The following is a 12,536-nucleotide window of genomic DNA, read 5'->3' as shown; positions in this document are numbered from 1 at the left end:
GCGCCGCGCACTATCATACCTACATGTTATACCGATGGATGCTTTCGTCGCGCACGCCCAGTTGTTCGGCCATGCGCACGAGGTCGGCCAGGGACTGCGCCTCCATCTTGCGCATGACATTGCCGCGATGGATCTTCACGGTGATCTCGCTGAGGTCGAGGCGGGCGGCGACCTGCTTGTTCATCAAGCCGGTCACGACCAGCGCCATGACCTCTTTCTCGCGCGTGGTCAGGCCATCGTACTGGGCCTGGACGCGGGCGGTCAGCTGGGCCTCGCTGCGCCTTTCCTGATCGGTTTCAAGGGCTTTGGCGACGGCATCCAAGAGCTGATCGTCGCCGAAGGGCTTGGGCAGGAAGTCGATCGCCCCGGCCCGCATCCCGCGCACCGTCATCGGAATGTCGCCATGCCCGGTGATCAGCACGACCGGCACGGCATGTTTCTGACCGGCGAGGCGTTCCTGAAAATCGAGACCGTTTTCCCCCGACAGGCGGATGTCGAGGACCAGACAGCAGCGGGCATCCGGCATCTCGGCGGCGAGATAATCGGAGGGGCTTTCGAAGAGACGAACGTGATAACCGCAGGACCGCAGAAGCGAGCCGATCGAGCCGCGCAGGCCCGGGTCGTCGTCGATCACGTTGACGCAGCCATTTGCCAAGATCTCTGTCATCCGCATGCTCCTGTCTGTGCGATGGGCAGGCGCAGGTGCATGGTCAGCCCGCCCAGGGGATTGGCCGCCGCATGCAGGCTGCCGCCGTGCTGTTCCATGATGTTGCGGCAGATGGTCAGGCCCATGCCCATGCCCTCGGCCTTGGTGGTGAAGAAGGGGCGGAACAGGGTCTCGGGGTCGGCGCCCGCCAGACCGGTTCCCGCATCGCTGACCGCGACCTTGACAAAGCCGGCATCGGCCGCGGCCGTGATCCGGATCGCGCGGTTGGGCGCCGGGGTTGCGGTCATTGCCTGTTGCGCGTTGAGGATGAGGTTCAGCAGGACCTGTTGCAGCTGCACCCGGTCGGCGCAGACCTCGGGCAGATCGGGCGGCAGGGCGACGACCATCTCGACCCCGGCCGCGGAAAGATCGCGCTGCAGCAGCAGCAGCGTGTCGGCCAGGATGGACTCCAGCGCGATCACGGCATGGACGGGTTCGGTGTTGCGCGCCAGATCGCGGATGCGGGCGATGACTTCGGCGGCGCGGGCGCCATTGGCGGCGATCTGGTCGAGGCAATCCTTGACCTCGGCCACCTGCGGCACCTCGCGCGCCAGCCAGCGTCGGCCGGATTTCGCGTAGGTGATGATGGCCGACAGCGGCTGGTTGACCTCATGCGCGATCGAGGCGGCGATCTGGCCCAGCGTCATCACGCGGGCCATGTGGATCAGTTCGGCATGGGTTTCGGCCAGCGCCGCCTGGGCGCGGTTGCGTTCGGTCACATCCATCGCGGTGATCAGCACATGGCGCCAGCCCTCGTCATCCGGCGGGCGCGAGACGCGCAGCACGACGTCGATCAGCTCGCCCCCCAGCCGGGTGAACTGGGCCTCGGCCTCGACCGGAGATTCGCCGGCCATCAGCCGTTCGAAGATCCGCGCCTGGGTGGCCCGCCCGCTGTCGGTGTGCAGGTGCAGGATGTTCACGCCGATCATGTCGGCGCTGTTGTCATAGCCGAAAAGCCGCGCGGCCTGCTGGTTGGCATGGCGGACGAAGGCCGAGGCGGCGGCCTCGCGCGCCAGCTCGGCGGTCGGGGCCGCGCCGCCTTTCAGCATCCGGTAGGCCTGCGACCAGTCGGATTCCCAGATCGGAAAGCCCGAGGCGTTGAGGATCGCCGCATAGCGCGCATCGGCCCGGCGCCGCTGTGCCGCCTGGGTGATCTGGCTGGCCGACAAAAGGCTGGTGACGCAGATCGCCAGCAGGCTGACCCCCAGCCGGATCGCGGGCGAGCCGAGCGGTGCATTGCCGTGGCTGATCACATAGCCGACCATGGCGAGCCCGGCCGAAACCGTGCCCGCTGCAAAGACCAGCCGTCGCTGGCCCGGGCGGGCAGCGATCAGCACGACGATCGTGTAAAGCACGGCCACCGCGCCCTGCAGCGGGCTGATGACGTCCAGCGCGAAGATGGCCAGCGCAAGGGCCAGAGCCGCCACGCAATGCGCGGTGGTGACGATCCGCCTTGCCTGCCTGTCGCCCTGAATGGCCGCCTCCTGCACCCTTGTCACCGATCGACGAAACCGCTTCAATCTGACGTTGTCGCGCCGCAAGGGCAAGTCTGCCTTATGGCGCATGAGGGCGGCTCTTCGTTTGGTCCCGTGGTCTGCTGAACCATCGGGCACAAGCGGCGGGCTTGCCATCATACGGAGGTTTGGGGTTGGGGTTTACACGACGGCGCGGACAAACCTCTGTATGATTGGCCGGAAGCCGCGCCGCGGCGAAGCTGCCCGCAGGGGATGGCATACGCCTATTCACAGGAGGAGACTGCGCATGTCCAGAACCGAAGGCCGGGATCACCAGATGTTCCCCGTGCTGACCCCTGTCCAGATCACCAGCGCCGCCCGCTTTGCCAGCGGCCCGGCGCGGCAGTTCGCCCCGGGAGAGTCGGTTTTCGCCATCGGTGCCAGCGGGGTCGCGACCTGGCTTGTGCTGTCGGGGGGGATCGTGGTGACGCGCCGCGACGGGCTGAACAGCCTGGCGCCGGTCACCACCCATGTCACCGGCCAGTTCACCGGCGAGGTCAACCAGCTGTCGGGCCGCCCCTCGCTCGCCGCCGGGGCCGCGGGGCCCGAGGGCTGCCTGGCCCTGCCCTTCGATGCGCCCCACCTGCGCGCGCTGATGATCGGCTCGGCCGAGATCGGCGAGATCATGATGCGCGCCCTGATCCTGCGCCGGGTCGGCCTGATCGGGCATGGCGGGGCGGGCACCATCCTGATCGGCACGCCGGGCAGCCCGGATGTGCTGCGGCTGCAGAATTTCCTGACCCGGTCGGGGATGCCCAACCTGCTCCTCGATGCCAGCGTCGACGAGGAGGGCCGCGCCCTGGTGGAACGCAGCGGCGTTCTGCCCTCCGAACTGCCGCTGGTGGTCTGTCCGGGCGGCCAGATCCTGCGCCGGCCGAGCGATGCCGAACTGGCCTGCTGCCTTGGCATCGTGCCGAAGATCGGGCCGGAAAAGCTTTATGACGTGGCCATCGTCGGGGCCGGCCCTGCCGGTCTTGCGGCTGCGGTCTATGCCGCTTCCGAGGGGCTGTCGGTCGTGGTGCTGGATGGCCAGTCGATGGGCGGTCAGGCCGGCGCCTCGGCCCGGATCGAGAATTACCTTGGCTTCCCGACCGGAATCTCGGGCCATGCCCTGTCGGCGCGGGCCTTCAACCAGGCGCTGAAATTCGGGGCCGAAATCGCCATTCCGGTGCAGGTCGATCATCTGAGCCTGCGCGACGGCCAGCTGGCCCTCGCCTGTGCCGACGATCGCAAGGTGCGTGCCCGCGCCATCGTCATCGCCGCGGGGGCGCGGTATCGCAGGCCCAATGTGCCCAACCTCGAGACCTTCGAAGGGGCGGGCGTGTCCTACTGGGTCTCGCCCATCGAGGCGCGGCTTTGCGCGGGCGAAGAGGTGGCGCTGGTCGGTGGCGGCAATTCGGCGGGTCAGGCCGTGGTCTTTCTGGCCCCCCAGGTCCGCCGCCTGCATCTGGTGGTGCGCCGCCCCCTGGCCGAGACGATGTCGCGCTATCTGATCGACCGGATTGCCGCCCTGCCCAATGTCGAACTGCATGTCGGCGGCGAGTTGCACAGCCTCGAGGGCAACCGCGACACCGGGCTTGAGGCCGCAAGCTTCCGCCACCGTGCCTCGGGCGCCATCGTCCGCCATCCCCTGCGCCACATCTTCCTGTTCATCGGCGCCGATCCCAATGCCGAATGGGCGCGCGCCTGTGTCGAGATGGATGAACATGGCTTCGTCAAGACTGGGCAGGGCGCGCTGCCGCTGGAAACCAGCCTGCCCGGCGTCTTTGCCATCGGCGACGTGCGCGCCGGTTCGACCAAGCGCGTCGCCGCCGCCGTCGGCGAAGGCGCGGCGGTCGTCTCGCAGATCCACGCCATGCTGGCCCAACAGACCGAGGTGACCCGATGAAGCGCTGCACCCACACCGACACGATCCGCACCGTTCACCCCAGCGCCAGGGGCTGCGAGGAATGTCTGAAGATCGGCAGCCCCTGGGTCCACCTGCGGCTCTGCCGGGAATGTGGCCATGTCGGCTGCTGTGACGATTCCCCGCATCGCCATGCCAGGGCGCATTTCCACGCCTCCGGCCATCCGATCATCGAAGGGTATGACCCGCCGGAAGGCTGGGGATGGTGCTTTGCCGACAAGACCGAGGTCGATCTGCCCGACCAGACCCCGCAACTGGGCCCGATCCCGCGCTTCTACTGACGCCGCACCGAACAGCGCCTATCCCGAGGCCCCCGAAGGAACCTTCCGGGGGCCTTTGCGTTGCATCTGGCAGGGCGCGGCCCTGGCGCCGGACCGGACCAAACCTTTGTATGCGATGTGTGAAGCCGGGTCCCCGTCTAACCTTTCCGCAAGGCCAAGAGGGCTCGGGTTCGACTCTTCTGGCTGACAAGGAACGACAGCGCGCGCCCCGCGTTGCCCCAGCACAACCCCAGAGGAGATCTGCCGTGACCCAAGCGAAAAAGACTGCCGCCGCCCGCCATCTTGCCACGCCCACCGACCTGTCGGCCGAGGCCACCCGCGACATCGCGGCCGGGCTGAACCGGATCCTCGCCGATGCCTTCGCGCTGTACCTGAAGATCAAGAACTTCCACTGGCACATGAGCGGCCCGCATTTCCGCGACTACCACCTGATGCTGGATGACCATGGCGACGAGGTCCTGGCGATGACCGACCCGCTGGCCGAACGGGTCCGCAAGCTGGGCCATACCACGCTGCGTTCGATCACCGGGATCATGAACACCCAGACCATCCTCGACAATGACGCGGATTACGTCGATCCGCAGGACATGCTGGCCGAACTGCACAGCGACAATCTGCAGATCCTCGGCGAGATGCGCCGCGTCCATGACATCTGCGACGAAGGTGGCGATGTCGCCTCGGCCAGCCTGCTCGAGAACTGGATCGACGAGGGCGAAAAGCGCGGCTGGTTCCTGTTCGAAACGCTGCGCAGCCCGATGACCGCCTGAACTTTCCTTTCGCCAAAACCAATGTGCCGCGCTGTCACCAGCGCGGCACATTTCATCTCATCAGGGGGCAGGGGCCCTCAGCGGGCCGCGCGCTTGCGCATGCTGTTCAGCTGCAACCCGGCCGCCACCAGCCCGGCCATGGCGCCACCCGCCGAAACCGCGGCCCAGCCATAGGGCCAGAGGAACGTGGCCAGCGCCGAACCCGCCGCACCGCCAAGGAACATCGACCCCATGAAGATCGTGTTCAGCCGCGACCGCGCCTCGGGCCGCAGGGCGTAGATCACATGCTGGTTCGACACCATGCTGCCCTGCATCGCGAAATCCAGCACCACGACCCCGACGATCAGCCCGGCGATCGAGGTCCAGAGCCCGAAGATCACCCAGGACACCAGCGTCAGAACCGCGCCAACGGCGATCACGGTATGCGGGCCGCGCTTGTCGGCGATGCGGCCAGAAATCGGGGCCGCCAGGATGCCGGTCAGACCCAGAAGCCCGAAAAGCCCCGCCACCTCGGCGCCATAGCCGAACTGCGGCTGTTGCAGGCGGAAGGCCAGCACCGTCCAGAAGGCCGAGAAAGCCCCGAAGACCAGCGCCTGCGACACCGCGGCGAGGCGCAGCGCCGGAAACTCCCGCCACAGCCCGCCCAGCGAATGCAGAAGCGCGCCATAGGACACTTTCTGATCGGGCTGGCTCCTCGGCAGGGTCAGCTGCACGGTGGCCGCCGCCAGAAGGGCGATCGGCGCGCCGATCCAGAACATCTCGCGCCAGCCCAGCGTGCTGCCGACATAGCCCGAGATCGTCCGGCTCAGAAGGATGCCGCTCAGGATGCCCGAGACGACGGTGCCCACCGTCGCCCCGCGCTTGTCAGGATGCGACAGATGCGCCGCGAAGGGCACGATCTGCTGCGCCACGGTCGAGCTTAGCCCGATCAGGGCCGAGGCGGCGACCAAGGACCAGCCGCCCGGCGCCATGGCCGCGCCGACAAGGGCGAGGGCCAGCACCAGAAACTGCAGGATGATCAGGCGCTTGCGTTCCAGAACGTCGCCCAGCGGCACCAGAAGGAACAGGCCCGCCGCATAGCCAAGCTGGGTCACGGTCGGCACCAGGCTGACGCCCGCCCGGCCCATGTCCTTCTCGATCATCTCCAGCATCGGCTGGTTGTAGTAAAGGTTGGCCACCGCCGCACCTGCGGCCACCGCCATGGCCAGAATGGTGCCACGCCCGATCTCTTGCGGTGTTTTCACGGCGGGGGCCTTTGCTGTAACGGGGCCGGGAACCGGCTGCGCGGACCCGAATGTCGGATTGATCATCTCGTACTCCATGCGGACCATCGCCGCGACTGTTTGCACGCATCAGATAGCGTATTTCCAATTCCCACATTAGCCGTTGCATTTGATCGGGCGGTATAACACTAAAGGTTATAATGAACGTCGATGACCTGGAAATCCTGGTAGAGGCCGTGCGCAGCGGCAGTCTCGTGGGCGCCGCCCGGCGCCTGCGGCTGACCTCGATGACCGTGACGCGCCGGCTGGCCGCGCTGGAGGCCGAACTGGGCGTGCGGCTCTTGCACCGGACCACCCGCGCGGTCGGGCTGACGCCCGAGGGCGAGACCTTCCTGCCCTATGCCGAAGCGATGATCGATCAGGCCGCCACCAGCCGCGAGGCCCTGCGTCCGGCGGGAGAGGGCGCACGCGGCCTGCTGCGGATCACCGCCTCCATCGCCTTCGGGCGGATCATGGTGGCGCCGATGATCCCCGGCGTGCTGGAGGCCAATCCCGGGCTGAGCATCGATCTGATCCAGACCGATGGCCTGGTGGACATCGTGGCCGATGGCATCGACCTTGCCTTCCGGATCGGCACGCTGCGCGACAACTCGCTGGTGGCCCGCAAGATTGCCGCCAACCAGAGGGTGCTTTGCGCCACGCCCGATTACATCGCCCGCCGCGGCGCGCCGCAGACCGTGGCGGATCTGCCCGGCCACGAATGCCTGACGCTCGGAGGTTTCGACCGCTGGGATTTTCGCCATCGCGTCACGGGCGAGGCGCTGTCTGCCCGGGTCCATGGCCGTTTCAGCGCCAATTCCTTCGAGACCCTCTATGGAGTCTGCCGTGGCGGCGTCGGCATCGCCTATCTGTCGCAATGGTTTGCCGCGGCCGATCTGGCGGCGGGCCATCTGGTCGCCCTGCCGCTGACCGATGCCCTGCCCGAGGATTCCGCGATCTGGGCCGTGCATCCCAGCCGCCGCCTGGTGCCCGCCAAGGTGCGCGTCTTTGCCGATGCGATGCAGAAGCATTTCCTGGCCGAGATGGCGCGCCACGCCCTGCCCGGCTGAACCTGCCTTTTGCCATTGATCCGGGCCGGAAACTGGAGGATGCCTGTGCCATGACCTGGACAGACCTGCTTCCCACCCTCACCGCGGCTTTCCTCGCCTCTCTGGTCGAGGTGGTCGAGGCTTTCACCATCGTGCTGGCCGTCGGCCTGACACGGGGCTGGCGCCCCGCGCTGACCGGCTCTGCGCTGGCCCTCGCGCTTCTGGTGCTGATCGTGCTGATCTTCGGGCCCCTGCTGGCGTTGATCCCGCTCGGCGCGCTGCAGTTCACCGTGGGCTGCCTGTTGATCCTGTTCGGGCTGCGCTGGCTGCGCAAGGCGATCCTGCGCTCAGCCGGATGGATTCCGCTGCATGACGAGGCGCTGGCCTTCGCCCGGGAGACCGACCTTCTGAAGGCCCAGGCCGCCGAGCGCCGCGCCGACATCGCCGCCGGCACCGCCGCCTTCAAGGCCGTGTTGCTGGAAGGGGTCGAGGTCGTCTTCATCGTCATCGCGGTGGGCACCGCCCATGGCCAGACCTTCTGGGCCGGCATGGGCGCGCTGGCGGCGGTGATCCTGGTGCTGCTGGTCGGCGCCGCCGTGCACAAGCCGCTCGTTCAAGTGCCGGAAAACACGCTGAAATTCGTGGTCGGCCTGATGCTGTGCTCTTTCGGCGTCTTCTGGACGGGCGAGGGGCTGGGCGCGGAATGGCCCGGCGCGGATCTGGCGCTGGTTTGGATCTTTGCCCTGTTCCTGATCTTCTCCCTTGCCGCGGTGCGCCTTTTTGCCAAGACCGGGCGGGAGGCTCTGCGATGAAATGGCTCGTCCTGATCTGGGAGGAGACCCTCGGCATGTTCGTCGATGACGGGGCGATGGCGCTTCAGGCCACGCTCCTCATCGCGGTGGTCGCCGGTGCGGTCAAGCTGCTCGGCCTGCCGCCGCTTCTGGGCGGGGTGCTTCTGCTGGTCGGCTGCCTGCTCGTGCTGGGCCTGAGCCTTTGGCGGAAAACCAGGGGCCGCTAGGCGCGCAGGCCGACCACCGCAATGCCGAGGGTTTCCAGCACCTTGGCCTCGATCTGCGGCGCCTCCATCCCGGCGGTGCGGTACATCGATTCGGGCGAGGCCTGGTCGATGAAAATGTCGGGCAGGACCATGCTGCGGAACTTCAGTCCGGTGTCGAAGACGCCTTCCTCGGCCAGAAGCTGGGCGACATGGCTGCCAAAGCCGCCGATGGCGCCCTCTTCGATGGTGATCAGCGCCTCGTGGCTGCGGGCGAGCTGCAGGATCATCTCGCGGTCGAGCGGTTTGGCAAAGCGGGCATCGGCCACCGTCGGCGGCAGGCCACGCTGGGCCAGCGCCTCGGCGGCTTTCAGAACCTCGGCCAGATGGGTGCCGAAGGACAGGATGGCGACGCGCGACCCTTCGCGGATCATCCGGCCCTTGCCGATCGGCAGGGGCACGCCCTTCGCCGGCATCTCGACCCCCACGCCCTCGCCGCGCGGATAGCGAAAGGCGATAGGACCGGAATTATGCGCGGCGGCGGTGGCGACCATGTGGACCAGTTCCGCCTCGTCCGCAGCGGCCATCACCACCATGCCCGGCAGATTGGCAAGATAGGCCACGTCGAAAGCCCCGGCATGGGTCGCCCCATCGGCACCGACGAGGCCCGCCCGGTCGATGGCAAAGCGCACCGGCAGGTTCTGGATCGCGACATCATGCACGACCTGATCATAGCCGCGCTGCAGGAAGGTGGAATAGAGGGCACAGAAGGGCTTCATCCCCCCCGCCGCAAGACCCGCCGCAAAGGTGACCGCATGCTGTTCGGCGATACCCACATCGAACATCCGCTTCGGGAAGCGGGTGGCGAAAAGGTCCAGCCCGGTGCCATCGGGCATCGCGGCGGTGATGGCGACGATCTTGCTGTCGGCCTCGGCCTCGCGGATCAGCGCCTCGGCGAACACCTTGGTGTAGGACGGCGCGTTGGAGGGCGATTTCTTCTGCACCCCGGTCAGCACATCGAACTTGGCGCGGGCATGGCCACGGTCGGCGGCCATCTCGGCCGGGGCATAGCCCTTGCCCTTTTTTGTGATCACATGGATCAGCGTCGGCCCGGTGGCCCGCGCCTTGACCGTGCGCAGCACCGGCAGAAGCTGGTCGAGGTCGTGGCCGTCAATCGGGCCGACATAGGAAAAGCCCAGCTCCTCGAACATCGTGCCGCCGACGGTCATGCCCTTGAGCATTTCCTTCGCCCGGCGCGCGCCTTCCTGGAAGGGTTCGGGCAACAAGCTGACCATGCCCTTGGCGGCCTGCTTGATCTCCTGGAACGGGGCGCCGGCGTAAAGCCGCGACAGGTAGGAGGACATCGCACCCACCGGCGGCGCGATCGACATCTCATTGTCGTTCAGGATGACGAACATCCGCTTTTTCAAAGCACCCGCGTTGTTCATCGCCTCGAAGGCCATGCCTGCCGACATCGAGCCATCGCCGATCACCGCAATCGCATCGCCCGGATCGCCGCCAAGTTCCGCCGCCATCGCAAAACCCAAGGCCGCGGAGATTGAGGTCGAGCTATGCGCCGCGCCAAAGGGGTCATAGCGCGACTCGCTGCGCTTGGTGAAACCCGACAGCCCGCCCTCGGTCCGCAAGGTGCGGATGCGGTCGCGCCGCCCGGTCAGGATCTTGTGCGGATAGCATTGGTGGCCGACATCCCAGATCAGCTTGTCGCGCGGCGTGTCGAACACGGCATGCAGCGCCACCGTCAACTCGACCACGCCCAGACCCGCGCCCAGATGCCCCCCGGTCACCGACACCGCCGAGATCGTCTCGGCCCGCAGTTCATCGGCCAGAAGCCGCAGCTCGCGGTCCGACAGGGATTTCAGGTCGGCGGGAAACTGCACGCGGTCAAGCGTCGGGGTGATGGGGCGCGATGTGTCGGACATGGATTCCTCAGCTTTCCCGCGCGATAACGAAGCGCGCCGCCGCAATCAAGGTCGCAGCCCGGTTGCCATAGGGCGAAAGGCAGGCTTCGGCCTCGGCAATCAGATCGCGGGCCCGCGCTTCGGCGCCTTCCAGCCCAAGGAGCGAGACAAAGGTCGCCTTGCCCGCCGCCGCATCCTTGCCCAGCCGCTTGCCCGCCTTGGCAGGATCGCCCTTCACGTCCAGAATGTCATCGGCAATCTGGAAGGCCAGCCCGAGGGCCTTGGCATAACCGGCGAGCGGCGCGCGATCTTCGCCCGCGATGATCGCCCCCGCCTCGGCCGAAAAGCCGATCAGCGCGCCGGTCTTGCCCGCCTGCAACCGGGTGATCTGGTCCAGCGTCAGAGGCTCTGCCGCCAGCTCGGCCGCCATGTCCAAAGCCTGGCCCAGAACCATCCCCTCGGCGCCCGAGGCCTTGGCGAGGCCCAGAACCAGACCCATCCGCACCTCGGGTGTCCCCAAGGCCGGGTCACACAGCAGTTCAAAGGCCAGGGTCTGCAAGGCATCGCCCGCCAGAACGGCGGTGGCCTCGTCCCATTTCTTGTGAACGGTCGGCAGGCCGCGGCGCAGATCGTCGTCATCCATGCAGGGCAGATCGTCATGGATCAGCGAATAGGCATGCAAGGCCTCGACCGCCGCCGCCGCGCTGAGGGCCCGGTCGCCAAGGCCGAAAAGGCGGGCGGTTTCCAGCACCAGAAAACCGCGCAGCCTTTTGCCGCCCTGCAGCGCATAGCGCATCGCCACCACCACCGGCACCTCGGCCCGGTCGGACAGCGCCGCGGTCAGCCGCGCCTGGATGGCACCGGCATCGGCGGCGAGAATCTCGGGAAAGCTCACATCCCCTCCACCGGGGTGACGCCCGTGGCCTTGCCCTCGGCGGCGCGGATCAGTTCGACCTTTTCTTCGGCATCCTTGAGCTTGCCCGCGCAATGCGCCTTCAGCGCCGCGCCGCGCTCATAAAGCGCAATCGACTGTTCCAGGGCTACATCGCCACGTTCCAGCTGGGTGACGACCTTTTCCAGCTCGGCCATGGCCTCTTCGAAGGTCATCTCTACGACGGGTTTATCAGCCAAGGCCACGCTCCTGCAAAACGCCCACATGTGCCGCGACCGAGGCCGCCAGCGCCGCCAGATCATAGCCGCCTTCCAGGCAGGATACCACCCGGCCCTGTGCCGAGGCCTCTGCCTGGTCGCAAAGCCTTTGGGTCAGCCAGGCAAAATCCTCGGTCTGCCAGTTGAGCTGCGCCAGGGGGTCGTCCTCATGGGCATCGAAGCCGGCGCTGATCAGGATCAGCTCTGGCTTCCAGGCGGCGAGCGCGGGGAAAACCTCGGCCTCATAGACCGCCCGCATCCTGGCGCCGCTGCTTTCGGGCGGCAGCGGCAGGTTGAGGATCTGGCCATGGGCGCCCTTCTCCTCGCGCCCGCCGGTGCCGGGCCAGAGCGGCATCTGCTGGCTGGAGATGAACAGCGCGCGCTCCTCGTTCCACAAGAGATCCTGCGTGCCATTGCCGTGGTGCACGTCGAAGTCGACGACGGCGACGCGAGCAAGGCCATGATGATCCAGCGCCCTCTTGGCCGCGATGGCCACGGTGCCGAAGAGGCAAAACCCCATCGGCGTTGTGGTTTCGGCATGGTGGCCCGGCGGGCGGGCGGCGACGAAGGCGGTCTTGTCCTCGCCCGCCAGAACCGCATCCACCGCCGCACAGGCGCCGCCGACCGCGCGCATTGCCGCCTCGAAAGAGCCGGGCGACATCCAGGTGTCAGGGTCCAGCTGCGCCGTGCCGCTGGAGGGTTCGGCCTGACGGATCCGGTCGATATAGCTTTGCGGATGACAGCGCAGAACCTCCGCCTCGGCCGCGAGGGGCTGTTCGCGCCGGGTGAGGCGCAGGCCCGCGACCCCCTTCTCGACGGCGTCCAGCCGGGCCACCTGTTCGGGGTGGCCGGCGGGCGTGCGGTGGCGGCTGGCGGCCGCATGGGCAAAGTACAAGGTCATGGCATCCCCCTTTTGACCGCGATCAAAGGGGAAAGCACGCGCCGAGGCAAGCCGTCACCGCATCCGGGTTTCAGGGGGGGCGACCCTG

Annotated in this window: 13 protein-coding genes; 6 read left to right on the top strand and 7 right to left on the bottom strand. The window is 67.4% G+C overall.

Annotation, left to right across the window (positions count from 1 at the left end):
* Positions 1 to 19 precede the first annotated feature (19 nt).
* On the bottom strand, positions 20 to 667 hold the full coding sequence (locus tag AC1DZT_RS06310) for a response regulator transcription factor (RefSeq protein ID WP_478005760.1): 648 nt from the start codon (positions 665 to 667) through the stop codon (positions 20 to 22).
* Positions 664 to 2,271 carry a sensor histidine kinase gene (locus tag AC1DZT_RS06305; protein ID WP_478005759.1) on the bottom strand — a complete coding sequence of 536 codons (1,608 nt, stop codon included), beginning with the start codon at positions 2,269 to 2,271 and terminating at the stop codon, positions 664 to 666. The genes AC1DZT_RS06310 and AC1DZT_RS06305 overlap by 4 nt, the downstream gene beginning before the upstream one ends.
* 196 nt (positions 2,272 to 2,467) lie before the next feature.
* On the opposite strand from AC1DZT_RS06305, the gene AC1DZT_RS06300 reads away from it, so the two are divergent.
* From AC1DZT_RS06300 to AC1DZT_RS06290, 3 genes are all read left to right on the top strand, one after another.
* Positions 2,468 to 4,108, top strand: a complete 1,641-nt coding sequence (locus AC1DZT_RS06300) for an NAD(P)/FAD-dependent oxidoreductase (protein ID WP_478005758.1) — start codon at positions 2,468 to 2,470, stop codon at positions 4,106 to 4,108.
* Positions 4,105 to 4,407: a UBP-type zinc finger domain-containing protein gene (locus AC1DZT_RS06295; protein ID WP_478005757.1), complete on the top strand. Its 303-nt coding sequence runs from the start codon at positions 4,105 to 4,107 to the stop codon at positions 4,405 to 4,407. The genes AC1DZT_RS06300 and AC1DZT_RS06295 overlap by 4 nt, the downstream gene beginning before the upstream one ends.
* Positions 4,408 to 4,652: 245 nt before the next feature.
* Positions 4,653 to 5,174, top strand: a complete 522-nt coding sequence (locus AC1DZT_RS06290) for a Dps family protein (RefSeq protein ID WP_478005756.1) — start codon at positions 4,653 to 4,655, stop codon at positions 5,172 to 5,174.
* 77 nt (positions 5,175 to 5,251) lie between these two features.
* Here the strand turns inward: AC1DZT_RS06290 and AC1DZT_RS06285 are convergent, their stop codons facing one another.
* Positions 5,252 to 6,418 carry an MFS transporter gene (locus AC1DZT_RS06285; RefSeq protein ID WP_478005755.1) on the bottom strand — a complete coding sequence of 389 codons (1,167 nt, stop codon included), beginning with the start codon at positions 6,416 to 6,418 and terminating at the stop codon, positions 5,252 to 5,254.
* A gap of 179 nt (positions 6,419 to 6,597) precedes the next feature.
* Between AC1DZT_RS06285 and AC1DZT_RS06280 the strand changes: the two genes are divergently transcribed.
* The 3 genes from AC1DZT_RS06280 to AC1DZT_RS06270 are packed head-to-tail and all read left to right on the top strand — an operon-like array spanning position 6,598 to position 8,503.
* Positions 6,598 to 7,506, top strand: a complete 909-nt coding sequence (locus AC1DZT_RS06280) for a LysR family transcriptional regulator (RefSeq protein WP_478005754.1) — start codon at positions 6,598 to 6,600, stop codon at positions 7,504 to 7,506.
* Between the two features lie 50 nt (positions 7,507 to 7,556).
* Entirely contained in the window at positions 7,557 to 8,297 is a 741-nt protein-coding gene (locus AC1DZT_RS06275; RefSeq protein WP_478005753.1) for a COG4280 domain-containing protein, read from the top strand.
* Positions 8,294 to 8,503 (top strand): hypothetical protein, encoded by a 210-nt coding sequence (locus AC1DZT_RS06270; protein ID WP_478005752.1) that lies wholly within the window; start codon positions 8,294 to 8,296, stop codon positions 8,501 to 8,503. The genes AC1DZT_RS06275 and AC1DZT_RS06270 overlap by 4 nt, the downstream gene beginning before the upstream one ends.
* On the opposite strand, the gene dxs is transcribed toward AC1DZT_RS06270, so the two are convergent.
* The 4 genes from dxs to AC1DZT_RS06250 are packed head-to-tail and all read right to left on the bottom strand — an operon-like array spanning position 8,500 to position 12,448.
* On the bottom strand, positions 8,500 to 10,419 hold the full coding sequence (gene dxs / locus AC1DZT_RS06265; protein ID WP_478005751.1) for a 1-deoxy-D-xylulose-5-phosphate synthase: 1,920 nt from the start codon (positions 10,417 to 10,419) through the stop codon (positions 8,500 to 8,502). The two genes, AC1DZT_RS06270 and dxs, sit on opposite strands and share 4 nt — an antisense overlap.
* 7 nt (positions 10,420 to 10,426) lie before the next feature.
* Positions 10,427 to 11,293: a polyprenyl synthetase family protein gene (locus AC1DZT_RS06260; protein ID WP_478005750.1), complete on the bottom strand. Its 867-nt coding sequence runs from the start codon at positions 11,291 to 11,293 to the stop codon at positions 10,427 to 10,429.
* A complete protein-coding gene (locus AC1DZT_RS06255; RefSeq protein WP_478005749.1) occupies positions 11,290 to 11,556 on the bottom strand; it encodes an exodeoxyribonuclease VII small subunit in 267 nt (88 codons plus the stop codon). The genes AC1DZT_RS06260 and AC1DZT_RS06255 overlap by 4 nt, the downstream gene beginning before the upstream one ends.
* Positions 11,522 to 12,448: a histone deacetylase family protein gene (locus AC1DZT_RS06250; RefSeq protein WP_478005748.1), complete on the bottom strand. Its 927-nt coding sequence runs from the start codon at positions 12,446 to 12,448 to the stop codon at positions 11,522 to 11,524. Before AC1DZT_RS06250 ends, AC1DZT_RS06255 begins: the two co-directional genes overlap by 35 nt.
* Positions 12,449 to 12,536 lie beyond the last annotated feature (88 nt).

The sequence above is a fragment of the Rhodobacter sp. P1_C2 genome (genome assembly GCF_056406375.1).
This window is presented reverse-complemented; position numbering and strand designations above follow the sequence as displayed.

Bases quoted from the DNA above. Each gene is read 5' to 3' on its own strand.
- dxs (WP_478005751.1), bottom strand. From the start codon at position 10,419: ATGTCCGACACATCGCGCCCCATCACCCCGACGCTTGACCGCGTGCAG.
- AC1DZT_RS06255 (WP_478005749.1), bottom strand. From the start codon at position 11,556: ATGTGGGCGTTTTGCAGGAGCGTGGCCTTGGCTGATAAACCCGTCGTA.
- AC1DZT_RS06275 (WP_478005753.1), top strand. From the start codon at position 7,557: ATGACCTGGACAGACCTGCTTCCCACCCTCACCGCGGCTTTCCTCGCC.
- AC1DZT_RS06295 (WP_478005757.1), top strand. From the start codon at position 4,105: ATGAAGCGCTGCACCCACACCGACACGATCCGCACCGTTCACCCCAGC.
- AC1DZT_RS06250 (WP_478005748.1), bottom strand. From the start codon at position 12,448: ATGACCTTGTACTTTGCCCATGCGGCCGCCAGCCGCCACCGCACGCCC.
- AC1DZT_RS06305 (WP_478005759.1), bottom strand. From the start codon at position 2,271: ATGCGCCATAAGGCAGACTTGCCCTTGCGGCGCGACAACGTCAGATTG.
- AC1DZT_RS06300 (WP_478005758.1), top strand. From the start codon at position 2,468: ATGTCCAGAACCGAAGGCCGGGATCACCAGATGTTCCCCGTGCTGACC.
- AC1DZT_RS06270 (WP_478005752.1), top strand. From the start codon at position 8,294: ATGAAATGGCTCGTCCTGATCTGGGAGGAGACCCTCGGCATGTTCGTC.
- AC1DZT_RS06310 (WP_478005760.1), bottom strand. From the start codon at position 667: ATGACAGAGATCTTGGCAAATGGCTGCGTCAACGTGATCGACGACGAC.
- AC1DZT_RS06280 (WP_478005754.1), top strand. From the start codon at position 6,598: ATGAACGTCGATGACCTGGAAATCCTGGTAGAGGCCGTGCGCAGCGGC.